At 67.4% G+C, this 12,536-nt stretch carries 14 protein-coding genes; 2 read left to right on the top strand and 12 right to left on the bottom strand.

Going from position 1 to position 12,536, the window contains the following annotated elements:
- Positions 1 to 66 precede the first annotated feature (66 nt).
- The 5 genes from rplW to thrH all read right to left on the bottom strand — a co-directional run bounded on the left by rplW (position 67) and on the right by thrH (position 3,177).
- Positions 67 to 369: a 50S ribosomal protein L23 gene (rplW, locus tag B5F73_RS05800; RefSeq protein WP_087227316.1), complete on the bottom strand. Its 303-nt coding sequence runs from the start codon at positions 367 to 369 to the stop codon at positions 67 to 69.
- The gene (rplD, locus tag B5F73_RS05795; protein WP_087227315.1) at positions 369 to 995 is read right to left on the bottom strand and encodes a 50S ribosomal protein L4; all 627 of its coding nucleotides are present in this window, start codon (positions 993 to 995) and stop codon (positions 369 to 371) included. The genes rplW and rplD overlap by 1 nt, the downstream gene beginning before the upstream one ends.
- A gap of 37 nt (positions 996 to 1,032) precedes the next feature.
- Complete coding sequence (rplC, locus tag B5F73_RS05790) at positions 1,033 to 1,653, bottom strand: 50S ribosomal protein L3 (RefSeq protein ID WP_087227314.1); 621 nt, start codon at positions 1,651 to 1,653, stop codon at positions 1,033 to 1,035.
- 314 nt (positions 1,654 to 1,967) lie between these two features.
- A complete protein-coding gene (locus B5F73_RS05785; protein ID WP_087227313.1) occupies positions 1,968 to 2,576 on the bottom strand; it encodes a histidine phosphatase family protein in 609 nt (202 codons plus the stop codon).
- Position 2,577: 1 nt separating this feature from the next.
- Positions 2,578 to 3,177, bottom strand: coding sequence for a bifunctional phosphoserine phosphatase/homoserine phosphotransferase ThrH (gene thrH, locus B5F73_RS05780; protein ID WP_087227312.1), 600 nt, complete (start codon positions 3,175 to 3,177; stop codon positions 2,578 to 2,580).
- Between the two features lie 394 nt (positions 3,178 to 3,571).
- Here thrH and B5F73_RS05775 point away from each other — a divergent pair, with 394 nt between their 5' ends.
- On the top strand, positions 3,572 to 3,814 hold the full coding sequence (locus B5F73_RS05775; protein WP_087227311.1) for a glutaredoxin: 243 nt from the start codon (positions 3,572 to 3,574) through the stop codon (positions 3,812 to 3,814).
- An 81-nt stretch (positions 3,815 to 3,895) separates the two neighbouring features.
- Entirely contained in the window at positions 3,896 to 4,825 is a 930-nt protein-coding gene (locus B5F73_RS05770; RefSeq protein WP_087227310.1) for a helix-turn-helix transcriptional regulator, read from the top strand.
- Between the two features lie 117 nt (positions 4,826 to 4,942).
- On the opposite strand, the gene rpsJ is transcribed toward B5F73_RS05770, so the two are convergent.
- The 7 genes from rpsJ to B5F73_RS05735 all read right to left on the bottom strand — a co-directional run bounded on the left by rpsJ (position 4,943) and on the right by B5F73_RS05735 (position 12,536).
- Entirely contained in the window at positions 4,943 to 5,251 is a 309-nt protein-coding gene (gene rpsJ, locus B5F73_RS05765; protein ID WP_075575844.1) for a 30S ribosomal protein S10, read from the bottom strand.
- Positions 5,252 to 5,290: 39 nt separating this feature from the next.
- Positions 5,291 to 7,387, bottom strand: coding sequence for an elongation factor G (gene fusA, locus B5F73_RS05760; protein ID WP_087227309.1), 2,097 nt, complete (start codon positions 7,385 to 7,387; stop codon positions 5,291 to 5,293).
- Between the two features lie 24 nt (positions 7,388 to 7,411).
- Positions 7,412 to 7,888, bottom strand: a complete 477-nt coding sequence (gene rpsG / locus B5F73_RS05755) for a 30S ribosomal protein S7 (protein ID WP_087227308.1) — start codon at positions 7,886 to 7,888, stop codon at positions 7,412 to 7,414.
- A gap of 44 nt (positions 7,889 to 7,932) precedes the next feature.
- Complete coding sequence (gene rpsL / locus B5F73_RS05750; protein ID WP_075279247.1) at positions 7,933 to 8,304, bottom strand: 30S ribosomal protein S12; 372 nt, start codon at positions 8,302 to 8,304, stop codon at positions 7,933 to 7,935.
- A 374-nt stretch (positions 8,305 to 8,678) separates the two neighbouring features.
- On the bottom strand, positions 8,679 to 9,497 hold the full coding sequence (locus tag B5F73_RS05745) for a DegV family protein (protein WP_087227307.1): 819 nt from the start codon (positions 9,495 to 9,497) through the stop codon (positions 8,679 to 8,681).
- Positions 9,485 to 11,206 (bottom strand): acetyl-CoA carboxylase, carboxyltransferase subunit beta, encoded by a 1,722-nt coding sequence (accD, locus tag B5F73_RS05740; protein ID WP_087227306.1) that lies wholly within the window; start codon positions 11,204 to 11,206, stop codon positions 9,485 to 9,487. Before accD ends, B5F73_RS05745 begins: the two co-directional genes overlap by 13 nt.
- Positions 11,199 to 12,536, bottom strand: coding sequence for an acetyl-CoA carboxylase biotin carboxylase subunit (locus tag B5F73_RS05735; protein ID WP_087227305.1), 1,338 nt, complete (start codon positions 12,534 to 12,536; stop codon positions 11,199 to 11,201). Before B5F73_RS05735 ends, accD begins: the two co-directional genes overlap by 8 nt.

Here is a 12,536-nt window from a genome sequence, read left to right as displayed (position 1 = left end):
TACCGCGCGTATCCATCATGCGCGGCATGCAAGCCCGGGTCTCCGGAAAGACCCGGGCGCTGCGAGCTACTCAGCGGCCTGCTGGCTGCCGAAGATCTCGATCGTCTCGCCGGGGGCGAGGGTCACGACGGCCTTCTTCCAGGAGCGCGTGGTGCCAGGGGTCTGGTAGCGAACGCGCTTCTTCTTGCCGGAGACGTTGAGCGTGTTGACCTTGACCACGTGGACGCCGAAGAGCTTCTCGACGGCGCTGGCGATCTCCTCCTTGGGGGCGGACTTGGCCACCTCGAAGGTGTACTTGCCCTGCTCGATGAGATCGAAGGAACGCTCGGAGACGATCGGGCGAATGATGACGTCGTAGGCGGAGTTCATTATGCGAGCACCTCCTCGAACTGCTTCGCGATGTCGGCGGTCATGACGAGCGCGCCGTTGTCGATGAGGGTGCGCGTGGTGGCCTCGGAGACGCCGATGACGTTGACGCCGGCGAGGTTGCGGAACGAGAGGTAGGTGTTCACGTCATCGTCGGGGACGACGATCGTCACGCGCTTGTCGCCGATGCCGAGGGCGCCGAGAAGGGCCTTGGCCTGCTTGGTGGACGGCTTCTCGAAGGAGAGGCTGTCGACGAGCACGAGCTCCTGGTCGGCGACCTTGCCGGACAGCACGGAGCGCAGGGCGAGCTTGACCATCTTGTTGTTGATGCGCTTGTCGTGGGTGCGCGGGGTGGGGCCAAAGACGACGCCGCCGCCGGTCCACTGCGCGGCGCGCGTGGAGCCCTGACGGGCGCGGCCGGTGCCCTTCTGGCGGTAGGGCTTGGCGCCGCCGCCGGAGACCTCGTGACGGTTCTTCACGGAGTGGGTACCCTGACGGGCGCAGCTGTCCTGGCACACCACGACCTGGTGGATGACGGGGATGTTCGGCTCGATGCCGAAGACGCCGTCGGCGAGCTCGGCCTCGGCGACCTGAGCCCCCTCAGCGTTCTTGATTGCGTACTTGGACATTCTGTCCTCCTTGTTAGCCTAAGAGTTTTCCTGGCACTTAGGCCATGCGGACCTGGACGAGAGCGTTCTTGCCGCCGGGGACAGCGCCCTTGACGAGCATGAGGTTCTGCTCGGCGTCGATGCGGACGAGCTTGAGGTTCTTGACCGTCACGCGCTCGTCGCCCATGTGGCCGTACATGTGCAGGCCCTTGCGGACGCGCGCGGGGTAGGCGCACTGGCCGATGGAGCCCGGGCGGCGCTGGTTGCGGGAGCCGTGGGTCATGGGGCCGCGGGAGAAGTTCCAGCGCTTGATGGTGCCCTGGAAGCCCTTGCCCTTGGAGGTGCCGATGACGTCGACGGACTTGACGTCGGCGAAGTCGGCCACGGTGACGACGTCACCGGTGTGGTGCTCCTCGCCGTTCTCAACGCGAACCTCGCGCAGGTAGCGCATCGGCTCGACGCCCTGCTTGGCGAAGTGGCCGGCCATGGGCTTGTTGACGTGCTTGGCGGAGATGTCTCCGAAGCCGATCTGGACGGCGTCGTAGCCGTCGGTCGCCTTCGTCTTGACCTGCGAGACAGTGCAGGGGCCAGCCTGGATGACGGTGACGGGCACGACGTTGTCGTCCTCGTCCCAGATCTGCGTCATCCCAAGCTTGCGGCCAAGGATCGTGCTGACCATGCTCTTTCCTAACCCTCGGTGGTCATGGGCTATTCCGGGCGCCCCTTGCGCCCGTCCCCAGCGGACCACGTCCTGTATCTGCGGCTCTTGGGGTCGAGACACAGCTCTCCCCTTTTGAGCAGCCTGTCTAGTCTACACGCGCATCTGGGACAACACAATGTCTCCACACATTTTTTAGGGTCGCTGAGCTGCGGCGGCGCTTTCCGCGCCCCCGGGCGTATCCATAGACCGCACAAACCGGGCGAGAGGAACCGCTGGGGTCCCTCTCGCCCGGAGGCGATTTCGGTCAGCGAGCCGTCCGAGCAGCTGGAGGGTCAGACCGATTGGTTCACGATCCTCTCGCAGGCAAAGGTGTGCGCCTCGGGGTCGTAGTCGTAGACGAGCACGCAGCAGTTGCCAAGGTGCACGTCCTGCGGGCAGCGCGCAAGCGGCTCCCACGCGAGCTTGAACTGCAGCGTCGCCGAGCCGTGGCAGACCGCGAGCACCGTCTCGGCGTCCGGGGCGCCCATGATGTCGGTCATCGTGGCGACGATGCGCTCACGAAGCGCGACGCTCCCCTCCCCGCCGTACGGGACGAGCGCCTCGCCGGGGTCCCACAGGTCGGCCGGCACGTCGGATTGGAGACCGCCCTCGAACTCGCCGTAGCAGCGCTCGATGAGACCGTCCACGGGCTCGACGGGCGGGAGGTCGGTCATGCCCGCGGCGGTCAGCTCCTCGCGCACCACGTCGAGCGTGGCGAGCGTGCGCCCGAGCGGAGAGGAGCACATACGGTCAAAGCGGATTCTCTCCGACGCGATCCAGCGGCCCGCGGCGCGCGCCTGCTCGACGCCAAGCTCCGTGAGCGGCGAGTCGCAGTGACCCTGGACGCGCTTCTGCAGGTTGTACACGGTCTGGCCGTGGCGCAGCACGTAGAGCTTAGGCATGCTAGAGCGCCTCCGTGATGGCCGCGAGGAGGTCGGCGTAGTCGACGAACGCCGGGAGGTCCGGGTTGTCGGCCTGGATCTGCGGCGTGCTGCGGAAGAGGAAGCCCGCCTTGCTCGCGCGGATCATCGCGAGGTCGTTGAAGGAGTCGCCGGTGGCGATGGTCTCGAAGCCGCAGCTCTGGAGCGCGCGGACGGTAGTGAGCTTGGAGTTCTCGCAGCGCATGCGATGCCGGAGTATCTCGCCGGACGGCGCGACCTCGAGCGAGTTGCACAGCAGCGTGGGCCACCCGAGCTTGGCCATGAGGGGACGCGCGAACTCCTCGAACGTGTCGGAGAGGATCACGGCCTGAGTGCGCTCGCGGAGCGCGTCGAGGAACTCGCGCGCGCCGGGGAGCGGGTCGATGCGCGCGATGACGTCCTGGATCTCATGCAGGCCCAGCCCGTGCTCGCGCAGCGTGGCGATGCGGAAGGCCATGAGCTTGTCGTAGTCGGGCTCGTCACGCGTGGTGCGGGAGAGCTCCGGGATGCCGGACTCCTCCGAGAACGCGATCCAGATCTCGGGCACGAGCACGCCCTCGAGGTCGAGGCAGACGATGTTCATGGATGCTCCTTCGTCGGGCCGTCTTCTTCTCGCCATCATACACGGCAATGGTTTCGGCTTCGAAACGCATGGCGGACGCCGTCGGATTGTTCAAAACGCTCGCTCGTGCTGCATTGGGCCCTGTTTGAGAATCAAAACGTTCGTTCGTGTAGCGTAGTTTTCCCGAATTTCGTCTCCCAAGACTTAGACTTTTCGAGTTTGCCCAGTTGAGAATATACACAATTGAATCGTTTTGCTGTTTTGGGCCAAAATCACGCTACACGAATCGACATTTTGATTTTGAATCCAGAGTTTTGTAGCACGAAGGACAGTTTTATGCATTCGGAGGTGCGGAAGACCCGCCGCGGGGTACAAGCCCCTGAAGAACGCCGACCCGCCGACCGAAAGGACACCCATGACCCCTCGCTACGAGCTCTTCATCATGCCCGCCTGCCCCTACTGCCAGAAGGTCCTGCGCTTCATGGAGCGTCGCGGCATCGAGATGCCCCTGCGCGACATCACCTCCGACCCCGGCGCCCGCGAGGAGCTCGTTCGCGTGGGCGGCAAGCCGCAGGTCCCCTGTCTGTTCATCGACGGCGCCCCGCTGTACGAGTCGGACGACATCATCACCCATCTCTCCGAGGCGTTCGAAGACTAGCAGCTCAGCGCGTCTGTACACCACATTTGACAGACACCCGGAGGCGCCCCTGATACGGTCCTGCCAACGAGAGGAGGCGCCATGGACGTAGGCTCGAGCATCAAGGAGCTCCGGCTGGCCCGCGGCCTCACGCAGGAGGAGCTTGCCGCCACGCTCTACGTGAGCAGGCAGACCATCTCGCACTGGGAGTCGGGCAGGACGACGCCGGACGCGCAGTCGCTCGTCATGCTGAGCGCGCTCTTTGGCGTGAGCGTCGATGCCCTGGTCAAAGGAGGCGTGGACGCCATGGTTGCCGTTGAGGCTCAGGAGCGGAGGGTGACGCGGGTAAGCTATGTGACGGCCGCGGGGATCGGGCTCGCTGGCGCCGCGGTCGTGGCGCCAGCGCTCGTGCCGGAGCTGGGAATGATCGGCGCCGCGCTGTCGCTTGCGCCGCTTGCGACCGCGCTCGCCGTGGCTCGTGTTTCGCGGGCGCGCTCGCACGCCGACGCCTCGCTGAGCGTGCTTCGTGAGGCGCTGGAGGGCAATCTGTGCCTGCGACTTTGCTCGCAAGGTGGCCCGCGCGACCTGACGGCCACGGTTCTCGACGAGAGGGACGGGCAGCCCTACCTCATCCGCCATACTGCGAGTGTGCCGCGTGGGGAGCGCTGGGAGATCGCGGACGCATCCGGCAGGAGGGTCGCGCGAGTGGCGTACCGCATCATTCTGACGGGAGCGCCGCTCCCCTCGGTTGAGGCCAGGATCGAGGGCGTCGGCACCGTGCACGTGCGCAAGAACCTTCGACCCCGCGCCGGCCTCGCCGAGGTCTGGGAGCTCGAGGGCTGCGACATCGGCATTCGGGGTGACTGGCTTGGCGACCAGGTCGAGCTGCTGGAGGACGGCCGCGCCGTCGGGAACGTCGAGCTCTCCGGCCAGGACGCCATGCTCCGCATCCCTCGCGGCCACGACGCTCCCCTCGCCCTCACCCTCGCGTTCCTCCTGGCCCTCATCCGCTCGGAGGAGCGCCGCAGCTGACGGACGTTCAAGGCTGTATACGCGTGGAGCCCCCGCCGTTCCCAAGCAAGAGTTCTGAGCGCGAGGCGCGAACACTCTTGCGTGGAACGACGGGGGCTCCCCCTTGAGCGTTAGGACTTAGAGCTTGATCTCGATGTCCACGCCAGCCGGGAGGTCGAGACGCATGAGCGAGTCAACCGTGGCGGCAGCCGGGTCGAGGATGTCGATGAGACGCTTGTGGGTGCGCATCTCAAACTGCTCGCGGGAGTCCTTGTCCTTGTGCGGCGAGCGGATGACCGTGTAGAGGTTGCGCTCGGTGGGCAGGGGGATGGGACCGGACACGCGGGCGCCCGTCTTCTGGGCGGTGTCGACGATGAGCTTCGCGGACTGGTCGACGACCTCGTGGTCGTAGCCCTTGAGGCGAATCCTGATCTTCTGGCTTGACACTTTGTACCTCCAAATGAGCTAGGGCTCGTGGTCGTTGACTTAAGAAGCGCTTCCGCCGTTCTTGGCGACGATCTCGTCGCGAATGTTCTTCGGGACGGGCTCGTAGGAGTCGAACTGCATGGTGTAGCTCGCACGGCCCTGCGTCTGGGAGCGGAGGTCGGTGGCGTAGCCGAACATCTCGCCCAGGGGCACCTTGGCGCGGATCACCTTGGTGTCGCGACGGTCCTCCATGCCCTCGATCTTGCCGCGGCGAGAGGAGAGGTTGCCCATGACGTCGCCCATGTACTGCTCGGGCGTCTCGACCTCGACCTCCTCGATCGGCTCGAGCAGGACCGGGTCGGACTTCTTCAGGGCGTCCTTGATCGCCATGGAGCCGGCGATCTTGAAGGCGGCCTCGGAGGAGTCGACCTCGTGGTAGGAGCCGTCGATGAGCTTGACCTTGATGTCGACGACCGGGTAGCCGGCGATGACGCCGCTCTCGAGCGCCTCCTGGATGCCCTTGTCGATGGAGGGGATGTACTCCTTCGGGATGACGCCACCGACGATGGCGTTCTCGAACTCGTAGCCCTTGCCCTCCTCGTTGGGCTCCATGTCGATGATCGCGTGGCCGTACTGGCCGCGGCCGCCGGACTGACGGACGAACTTGCCCTCGGCGTGCATGACGGCCTTGCCGGCGGTCTCGCGGTAGGCGACCTGCGGCTTGCCGACGTTGCAGTCGACCTTGAACTCGCGACGCAGACGGTCGACGATGATCTCAAGGTGCAGCTCGCCCATGCCGGAGATGATGGTCTGGCCGGTCTCGTGGTCGGTGTGGACCTGGAAGGTCGGGTCCTCCTCGGCGAGCTTGGCCAGGCCCACGGACATCTTGTCCTGCTCGGCCTTGGTCTTGGGCTCGACGGCGACGGAGATGACCGGGGTCGCGAACTCGATGGACTCGAGGATGACCGGGTGCTTCTCGTCGCAGAGGGTCTCGCCGGTGGTGGTGTTCTTGAGGCCGACGCAGGCGACGATGTCGCCGGCGGAGCAGGCGTCACGGTCGACGCGCTCGTTGGCGTTCATCTCGAGGATGCGGCCGAGGCGCTCGCGGTTGTCCTTGACCGAGTTGTAGACGTAGGAGCCCGCCTCCGCCTGACCGGAGTACACGCGGATGTAGGTGAGCTTGCCGACGTAGGGGTCGGTCATGATCTTGAAGGCGAGGGCCGCGAAGGGCTCCTTCGGGTCGGCGTGACGGACCTCGGGCTCACCCTTGAGGTTGGTGCCGTCGATCTCGGCGACGTCGAGCGGGCTCGGGAGGTAGTCCACGACGGCGTCGAGGAGCTCCTGGATGCCCTTGTTCTTGTAGGCGGAGCCCACGAAGACGAGGTTGAGCTCGCCGTCGATGACGCCCTTGCGCAGAGCGGCCTTGAGGGTGTCGACGTCGATCTCGGCCTCCTCGAGCACGGCCTCCATGATCTCGTCGGAGAAGTTGGAGGCGGCATCGAGCAGCTCCTCGCGCTTCTCCTGGGCGAGGTCCATGAACTCGTCGGGGATGGCGTCCATCGCCTCGGGGTAGATCATGCCCTTGGCGTCCTCCTTGAAGTCCCACGCGGTCATGGTGACCAGGTCGACGAGACCCCAGAAGTTGGACTCGGCGCCCATCGGGATCTGGGCCGCCACGGCGTTGGCGTGCAGGCGGTCCTTCATGGTCTCGATGGCGTGGAAGAAGTCGGCGCCCACGCGGTCGTACTTGTTGATGAAGGCGATGCGGGGGACGCCGTAGGTCGTGGCCTGACGCCAGACGGTCTCGGACTGCGGCTGGACGCCGGCGACGGCATCGAAGACCGCGACCGCGCCGTCGAGGACGCGCAGGCAGCGCTCGACCTCGGACGTGAAGTCGACGTGGCCCGGGGTGTCGATGATCTGGATGACGTGGTCCTTCCAGAAGCACGTGGTGGCCGCGGAGGTGATGGTCACGCCGCGCTCCTGCTCCTGGACCATCCAGTCCATGGTGGCGGCGCCGTCGTGGACCTCGCCGATCTTGTGGGTCTTGCCCGTGTAGTAGAGGATGCGCTCCGTCGTGGTGGTCTTACCGGCATCGATGTGGGCCATGATGCCGATGTTGCGGAGGTCCTCGAGCTTGTACTTAACCTTTGCCATGTGGCTTCTCCTCGGTCTCGCGGACTAGAAGCGGTAGTGAGAGAAGGCGCGGTTGGCCTCGGCCATCTTGAAGAGGTCCTCACGCTTCTTGATGGAGGCGCCGACGCCGTTGGAGGCGTCGAGGATCTCGTTGGCGAGGCGCTCGGCCATCGTCTTCTCCTTGCGGGCGCGGGAGAAGTTGACGATCCAGCGGATGGCGAGGGTGGTGGCGCGACGGGAGTTGACCTCCATCGGCACCTGGTAGGTGGCGCCGCCCACGCGCTTGGGCTTGACCTCGAGGGTCGGGCGGACGTTGTCCATAGCCTTCTTGAAGACGGTGAGGGCGTCCTCGCCGCTCTTCTCTGCGACGATGTCAAAGGCACCGTAGACGATGCGCTCGGCGGTGGACTTCTTGCCGTCGAGGAGGACCTTGTTGATGAGCTGGGTCACGAGACGGTTGTTGTAGACGGCGTCAGGCTGGACCTCACGACGGTGGTTCTTGGCTGCTGCACGACGCGGCATGGTGTATCTCCTTCGGTGAATTGCGATCGGTTACGCGGCGTTGACTACTTGGGGCGCTTGGTGCCGTAGCGGGAACGCGCCTTCTGGCGGTTCTGGACGGCGGCGCAGTCGTAGGCGCCACGGATGATCTTGTAGCGGACACCGGGGAGGTCACGCACGCGGCCGCCGCGGATGAGGACGATGGAGTGCTCCTGGAGGTTGTGGCCCTCGCCGGGGATGTAGGCAGTGACCTCGATGCCGTTCACGAGGCGCACACGGGCGACCTTACGAAGGGCGGAGTTCGGCTTCTTGGGGGTGGTGGTGAAGACGCGGGTGCAGACGCCACGCTTCTGGGGGTTGTGCTGCAGGGCGGCGTTCTTGGACTTGGCCTTGACGCTCATGCGGCCCTTGCGGACCAGCTGGTTGATAGTAGGCAAAGCTCTCTCCTTCTGTACTATCGACGACGTGCTCATTTACTCGTATTCAAGGGCCGAGCAGCACCTCTGCCCCGGATTGACGCAACGGTGAAGATTACGCGCATGCGCGGCAGTTGTCAAAACGCCACGGGGCCGGGCGTATCCATTCTCCACAGGGAGTTCACGGCCCGGCGTGGGGTTCTTCTCGGCCGCACGTTCTTCTCGACTGCGGCCCGCACGCACTTCTCAGCCCGTCGCCCCACTCAAATAACACGCAGAATTGGACTTTTCCGAAACACTTTCCTGCGGATATATGTTGTTGAAGGTAATTCTGCGTGTTATTTGAGAGCGGGGCGACGGGGCGAGAAGGACGTGGGGGCCGGTCGACGGGGCCGCTAGGCCCAGGAGAGGCCGACGGCGCCGAGGCCGAGGTGCTTGGAGAGCACGGGGCCGCCGTCCTTGACGCGCAGGTGGGCCTCCGGGAAGCGCTCGCGGGCGGCGAGAAGGACCTCGCGCGCCTCGACCCCACGCGGACCGAAGTGCGAGACGAGAAGCTCGGTCGTCCCGGCCGGGACCTGGTCTGCCATCGCGGCGGCCATGCCGCGGGCGCCTCGGCCGTCGGCGAGCTTGACGATGGCGCCCTCGCCGAGGGCCATCACCGGGTAGCGGTTGAGCTTGGTCGCCACCGCCCGGCGGATCGCGCCGAGACGGCCGCTGCGGGAGAGCGCGGACATGTCGGGCACGGAGAAGACGATGCGCGTGGACGCGCGCAGCGCCGTGAGCTCGTCAACGATCTGGGCGACGGAGCTCCCCGCGTTGGCGAGCGCACGGGCGCGACGGACGAGGAACTCGAGCGCGCCGGCGGTCTCCCAGGAGTCGAACACGGTCACGCGCGCGTCGGCCACGGCCTCCGCCGCCTGCTCGGCGCTGCGGTGCGTGCCGGAGAGGCGCGAGGAGATCGTGATGCAGAGCACCTCGTCGCCCGCGTCGAGGTGACGGCGGAACGCGCGCTCGAAGGCGGACGGGCGCACGGCCTCGGTGGTCACGAGACCGCCCGCGGAGAGCGCGGAGGCGTAGTCCCCGTTCTCGCCGACGAAGCCCTCGGCGTGGCGGATCCCGGCGGCGGCGTAGCCCATCGGCAGGACGTCGACGCCGAGCTCGGCCGCCTCGTTGCGGGTGAGGCCGCAGGTGGAGTCGGTGACTAGAGCGAGCATGTGCGGTCGCCTCCCATCGCGCGGAACTTGTCGTAGCGGCGCGACACGAGCTCGTCGGCGGAGAGCGGCTCCAGCTCGTCGAGGGCGAGCTCGACCTCGCGGACGAGGTCGTGGGCGAGCTCGGTGTGCGTGAGGCCGAGGTCGGCCACCACGCCGTCGACGAGGCCCAGGCGCGAGAGGTCGGCCGCGGTGATGTTCAGGGCCGCGGCGGCGTCGCCGGCGCGCTTGGTGTCCTTCCACAGGATCGAGGCGCAGCCCTCGGGGCTGACCACGGAGTACGCGGCGCTGCCGAGCATGTAGACGCGGTCGGCCACGGCGAGCGCCAGCGCGCCGCCCGAGCCGCCCTCGCCCACCACGACGCTCACGATCGGCGTGCGCAGGCCGCTCATAGCCACGAGGTTGGTGGCGATGGCCTCGCCCTGGCCGCGCTCCTCGGCCCCGATGCCGCAGTAGGCGCCGGAGGTGTCGACGAGGCAGACCACGGGACGGCCGAACTTCTCGGCCTGGCGCATGAGGCGCAGCGCCTTGCGGTAGCCCTCGGGGTGCGCCATGCCAAAGTTGCGGCGCACGCGCTCCTTGGTGGAGCTGCCGCGCTCGATGGCGATCACGGTCATGACGCGCTCGCCCCTCCAGGCGATGCCGGCCACGATGGCGGCGTCGTCGGCGTAGAGGCGGTCGCCGTGAAGCTCGACGAAGCCGTCCCAGCCGCGCTCGATCAGCTCGAGGGCGGTGGCGCGCTCCGTGGAGCGGGTGAGCTTGACGATGTCGTAGGCGCTCTCGGGCTCCGGCGCGCGCTTGGGGCGCGTGCCGCGGCCGCGGCGGGGCTCCTCGTGCGCGAGCGCGTGCGGGGCGCCCGGGCCGGGCGCCTTGCCCTCGTGCAGGGCGAGAAGCTCGGCGATGGTCGCCACCATGTCGCGGCGCTCGACGATGAGGTCGCAGAAGCCGTGCTCGAGCAGGAACTCGGAGCGCTGGAAGCCGGCGGGCAGGCGCTTGTGCGTGGTCTGCTCGATCACGCGCGGGCCGGCGAAGGCCACGAGCGCGCCCGGCTCGGCGAGGATGACGTCGCCCTCCATGGCAAAGCTCGCGGTGACGCCGCCGGTGGTGGGGTCGGTGAGCACGGTGACGTAGAGCAGCCCTGCCTCGCCGTGGCGGCGCACCGCCGCGGAGACCTTGGCCATCTGCATGAGCGAGGTCGTGCCCTCCTGCATGCGGGCGCCGCCGGAGACGGTGAAGCCCACGACCGGCAGGCCGAGCTCCGTGGCGCGCTCGAAGGTCCGCGTGATCTTCTCGCCCACGACCGAGCCCATCGAGCCCATCATGAACTCCGCGTTCATGAAGAACAGGGCGCAGTCGTGGCCGCCCACCCTGCCCCGGCCGCAGATCACGGCGTCATTCTCGTGGCTCGCCTCGCGGGCAGCCTCGAGCTTCTCGGCGTAGCCAGGGAAGTCCAGGAAGTCGGTGGCCGCGAGCTCGCGGTCCCATTCCTCGAAGGTCCCTGCGTCGACCGTGATGCGCATGCGCTTGCGCCCGGAGACGCGCAGGTGGCGACCGCAGCGCGGGCACACGTCGAGGTTCTCCGCGAACTTGGACTGGTCGATCACGCGGCGGCACCCGGGGCACTTGACCAGGATGTGGCGCTCGGGGAGCTCGGCGGCGACCTCGGTCACCGGGCTCTCGAGAGCGTTGACGCTCTTCTCGCGCTTACTCATAGAGGTGCTCCATCAGGTTGGTGTGATAGTTGCCCGAGACGAACTCGGGGTTGGCGAGGATGTCGAGGTGCAGCTCGCTGTTCTCGGCCACGCCCTCCACGACCAGCTCGCCCAGGGCCGAGCGCATCTTGCGGATGGCCTCCTCGCGCGTGGACGAGCAGACGATGAGCTTGCCGAGCAGCGAGTCGTAGTAGGGCGGCACGACGGCGCCCACGTAGAGCGCGGAGTCAAAGCGCACCTGGGGGCCGCCGGGGACGTGCAGCATCGTGACCTCGCCGCAGGACGGCAGGAAGTCGGGGGTCTCGGCGTTGATGCGGCACTCGATGGCGTGGCCGCGCGCGTCGATGTTGCCGGCCGAGAAGGGCAGCTCGGCGCCAGCCGCCACGCGCAGCTGCCACTTGACGAGGTCCACGCCGCTCACGAACTCCGTGACCGGGTGCTCGACCTGCAGGCGCGTGTTCATCTCCATGAAGTAGAACTCGCCGTCGTCGGCGAAGAGGAACTCGATCGTGCCCACGCCCACGTAGCCCACGGCGCGTGTGAGGTCGCGGGCGGCCTTGTGCATGCGCTCGCGGACGCCGGGATGGGCGTCCAGGCACGGCGCCGGGCTCTCCTCCACGAGCTTCTGGTTGCGGCGCTGGACGGAGCACTCGCGCTCGCCGAGGGAGACCACGTTGCCGTGGGCGTCGGCCAGCACCTGCACCTCCACGTGGTGCGCGGGCGAGACGAACTTCTCCATGTAGCACTCGCCGTCGCCGAAGGCGGCCTCGGCCTCGGCGTGGGCCTCGGTGAAGGCCTTGCCGGCGGCTGCGGGGTCCTCGACCTTGCGGATGCCGCGGCCGCCGCCGCCCGAGCGCGCCTTGATGAGCACGGGGCAGCCGATCCGGGCGGCCTCGCGCTCGGCCTCCTCGGCGCTCGCGAGCAGGTCGCAGCCCGGGACGATGGGCACGCCGGCCTCGCGCGCGGTGCGTCGGGCGGCGTCCTTGTCGCCCATGCGGTCGATGACGTCGGGGTCGGGCCCGATGAAGACGAGTCCGCACTCGCGGCACTCGCGGGCGAAGTGCGAGTTCTCCGAGAAGAACCCGTAGCCCGGGTGGATCGCCTTGGCGCCGGACTGCAGCGCCACGGTGATGATGGCGTCCTCGTTGAGGTAGGAGTCGGCGGGACGCGGGCCGCCGATGCAGTAGGCCTCGTCGGCGAGGGCCACGTGCAGCGCCTCGGCGTCCGCCGTGGAGTAGATCGCCACGGTCTTGACGCCCATCTCCTTGCAGGCTCGGATCACGCGGACCGCGATCTCCCCGCGGTTCGCAATGAGGATCTTGTCGAACAT

The organism is Olsenella sp. An270 (genome assembly GCF_002159735.1).
Lineage (GTDB): Bacteria > Actinomycetota > Coriobacteriia > Coriobacteriales > Atopobiaceae > Thermophilibacter.
This window is presented reverse-complemented; position numbering and strand designations above follow the sequence as displayed.

Bases quoted from the DNA above. Each gene is read 5' to 3' on its own strand.
- rplW (WP_087227316.1), bottom strand. From the start codon at position 369: ATGAACTCCGCCTACGACGTCATCATTCGCCCGATCGTCTCCGAGCGT.
- rplD (WP_087227315.1), bottom strand. From the start codon at position 995: ATGTCCAAGTACGCAATCAAGAACGCTGAGGGGGCTCAGGTCGCCGAG.
- rplC (WP_087227314.1), bottom strand. From the start codon at position 1,653: ATGGTCAGCACGATCCTTGGCCGCAAGCTTGGGATGACGCAGATCTGG.
- B5F73_RS05785 (WP_087227313.1), bottom strand. From the start codon at position 2,576: ATGCCTAAGCTCTACGTGCTGCGCCACGGCCAGACCGTGTACAACCTG.
- thrH (WP_087227312.1), bottom strand. From the start codon at position 3,177: ATGAACATCGTCTGCCTCGACCTCGAGGGCGTGCTCGTGCCCGAGATC.
- B5F73_RS05775 (WP_087227311.1), top strand. From the start codon at position 3,572: ATGACCCCTCGCTACGAGCTCTTCATCATGCCCGCCTGCCCCTACTGC.
- B5F73_RS05770 (WP_087227310.1), top strand. From the start codon at position 3,896: ATGGACGTAGGCTCGAGCATCAAGGAGCTCCGGCTGGCCCGCGGCCTC.
- fusA (WP_087227309.1), bottom strand. From the start codon at position 7,387: ATGGCAAAGGTTAAGTACAAGCTCGAGGACCTCCGCAACATCGGCATC.
- rpsG (WP_087227308.1), bottom strand. From the start codon at position 7,888: ATGCCGCGTCGTGCAGCAGCCAAGAACCACCGTCGTGAGGTCCAGCCT.
- B5F73_RS05745 (WP_087227307.1), bottom strand. From the start codon at position 9,497: ATGCTCGCTCTAGTCACCGACTCCACCTGCGGCCTCACCCGCAACGAG.
- accD (WP_087227306.1), bottom strand. From the start codon at position 11,206: ATGAGTAAGCGCGAGAAGAGCGTCAACGCTCTCGAGAGCCCGGTGACC.
- B5F73_RS05735 (WP_087227305.1), bottom strand. From the start codon at position 12,536: ATGTTCGACAAGATCCTCATTGCGAACCGCGGGGAGATCGCGGTCCGC.